The 2,366-nt window shown below is 59.5% G+C and carries 3 protein-coding genes; 2 read left to right on the forward strand and 1 reads right to left on the reverse strand.

Annotation, left to right across the window (positions count from 1 at the left end; genetic code table 11):
- The first annotated feature begins 393 nt into the window (after window positions 1-393).
- Window positions 394-663 (forward strand): BrnT family toxin, encoded by a 270-nt coding sequence (locus tag AC5JJ6_RS09495; protein WP_496041805.1) that lies wholly within the window; start codon window positions 394-396, stop codon window positions 661-663.
- Window positions 641-949 (forward strand): BrnA antitoxin family protein, encoded by a 309-nt coding sequence (locus tag AC5JJ6_RS09500; protein ID WP_496041806.1) that lies wholly within the window; start codon window positions 641-643, stop codon window positions 947-949. The genes AC5JJ6_RS09495 and AC5JJ6_RS09500 overlap by 23 nt, the downstream gene beginning before the upstream one ends.
- A 152-nt stretch (window positions 950-1,101) precedes the next feature.
- On the opposite strand, the gene AC5JJ6_RS09505 is transcribed toward AC5JJ6_RS09500, so the two are convergent.
- Window positions 1,102-1,944, reverse strand: a complete 843-nt coding sequence (locus tag AC5JJ6_RS09505; protein ID WP_496041807.1) for a hypothetical protein — start codon at window positions 1,942-1,944, stop codon at window positions 1,102-1,104.
- Window positions 1,945-2,366 lie beyond the last annotated feature (422 nt).

Raw genomic sequence — 2,366 nt, forward strand, 5'->3', positions numbered from 1 at the left:
CCAGAACCTCATCCACGAAGGCGTCCACGTCGGCGAAGGCGTCCCAGGATGCCGACGAAGTCCTGGCGGTTCTGACGGCGGTGCCCATATGATGCTGGCTCGGTGGCTGTTGACGACGCCCCCGACATAGCCCGCCAGCCTCCCACGCGTCATTCCTCTTTTCAGCTCAAAGTAGCATCCCGGTCAGCACAGGCCGGCATGCCCCGTCTGCGAACAGATTCTCAGGGCCTCTGCGCGCCGGCCAATTTCCCGTGACAACGCCACTGTTCCCGTGCCAATGCCCACTGCCGTGCCCGAAACGGCGGACGTCCATCTCATCACGCTGGCGTCCGGCAAAAATGTAGTTACGAAAATTTATTGACGTTTCAAATTCACGTAACTACATTTAATCCCATGAAGATCGTCTACGACCCTCCAAAACGTCTCGCCAATCTGATGAAGCACAGATTGGATTTCGCCGATCTGGAGGACGGGGTGTTCTTCGAGACGGCACTGGTTCGCCCGGCCAAGCTGGGGCGCTTCCAGGCCATTGGCCGCTTCGAGGATGGGACCATTGCGGTGGTCTTTGCCCTGCTCGGCACCGAAGGGCTGTCCATCATCAGCATGCGACCGGCGAGCAAGAAGGAAAGGAACCTGTTCGATGCCCACCACCAAGCACACTGATTTCGAAGAGGGGCACGGCTTCACCAAGGAGGATTGGGACGCCGTGAGCGACAATCCCGAATGGACCGAGGCCGACTTCAAGCAGGCTAAACCGTTCACTAGGGCTTTCCCCGAGTTGGCCCAGGGACTGCGAAAAAGCCGCGGCCGTCCGAAGGCGGAAGCCCCAAAAAAGCAGGTCACGCTACGCCTTGATGCTGATGTGGTGGAATTCTTCCGCCAGAGTGGCCCAGGCTGGCAATCGCGCATCAACGATAGCCTGCGGAAATCAGCCGGACTCGGGAAATAACAGGAGGGTTGAAGGGGCATTGTCACGGGAACTTGGCCAGCGCGCAGAGGGCCTGAGCTTTTGACAACTCTCACGCAGCAGCGGTCGCGGTATTCCAATCGGCCATAGCCTGCGCCCGGAAGGTGCGCAGGGTGCGGCGGGAGATGTGACCGTCAACGGAATGGGGGATCAGGCAGCCATAGCCAGTTGAGGATAGCGCAGCGGACCTGGAGCAGAAGGTCAGCGCCGCGGCGGGACCACCGCATCTGCTGGGATTTGTTCATGCGACGGTTGACCAGGAAGTTGGCGGTGCCTTCGGTGAGCGATGTGCCAACCCGCAAACCGGCACGGTGGCGCTCGGCGTAGTCGGTGAGCCAGGCGCTTTGGCTGGAGAGATAACGGTCGATCTCGCGCAGCGCCTTCCACAGCCGGCGCCACGCCGGATCCCTTTTCCCGCTGTCTTCGCCTTGGAAGGTCGGCATGACGTCGCGGAGGCGCTCAAGGGTGATCTGCGCGTCCTTGGCCTTGCCGTTCCAAATTCGCCATTGCAGGCGGTCGATCTCCGTGACGATCACCGCTCTGGCATGCTCCCGCTCCGGCATGTCGATCGGCAGGCTGCCGGCCACCTGCTCAGCATGCCTCAGCCGCATGGCAATGTGAAACCAGTCGAGGTACGGGGGCGCCGTGATCCCGGCATCGATCAGGATCGAGCGCAGACCGGAGCAGCCATCGGTGAAGGCGGTGATCCCGGTCTCCTGTGCTTGACCGACCTCGGCAAGGCTGCGCTGGATCAGCGCCGCGATCGCGGTATCGGTTTTGGCGACCGCGGCGAAGACCTGCCGGGATCCACCGGACGCCTCGACATTACCGAGCCGGACTTTGAGATGGCGCTGACCTTCCTCACAGCTGCGGATGAAGGTGGAGTCCAGCGTCAGGGTGATCGCCGCGATGGTCATCGCTATGCGATTACGCTGCTCAGGTGGAAGGAGATCCGCCACTTCCATCAGCGCCGCCAACTTGTCCAAGCAGTCCCGGAGAGTTTCGGCCTCATCGGCCATGAGCGTTTACCATTGGGAGAGAGACCAAGAACGGTCTAAACCTCACCTAGCTTTATCGAAAGACTCGGCAAGCCCTTTATACGACCCTGTCCAGGGAATCAGTACGAAACCCAACCAAAAATGGAACATAAGCCGAAACCGGAGTTGATCTAGATCAATCACCCTTCAGCCGACAAGAACCAAAAAGGAACTAAATCTGAGAACATATCCGATTTAGGTATACCAATCGATATTAGAATTGACTGATACATTGAGCGGTTAGGAGGGGTGGACACACGTTGCCCCGTGTTCTGATCACATGACGAACTAGGCCCGCTCTGTACCACTTCAGAGCGGGCCTTTCTTCCGTGCAGTGCTTTCGGCGGCGGTTTTGAGGTACG

The sequence above is a fragment of the Skermanella sp. genome (genome assembly GCF_059503625.1).

Coding starts and splice junctions, on each gene's coding strand:
- AC5JJ6_RS09495 (WP_496041805.1), top strand. CDS start 394: ATGAAGATCGTCTACGACCCTCCAAAACGTCTCGCCAATCTGATGAAG.
- AC5JJ6_RS09500 (WP_496041806.1), top strand. CDS start 641: ATGCCCACCACCAAGCACACTGATTTCGAAGAGGGGCACGGCTTCACC.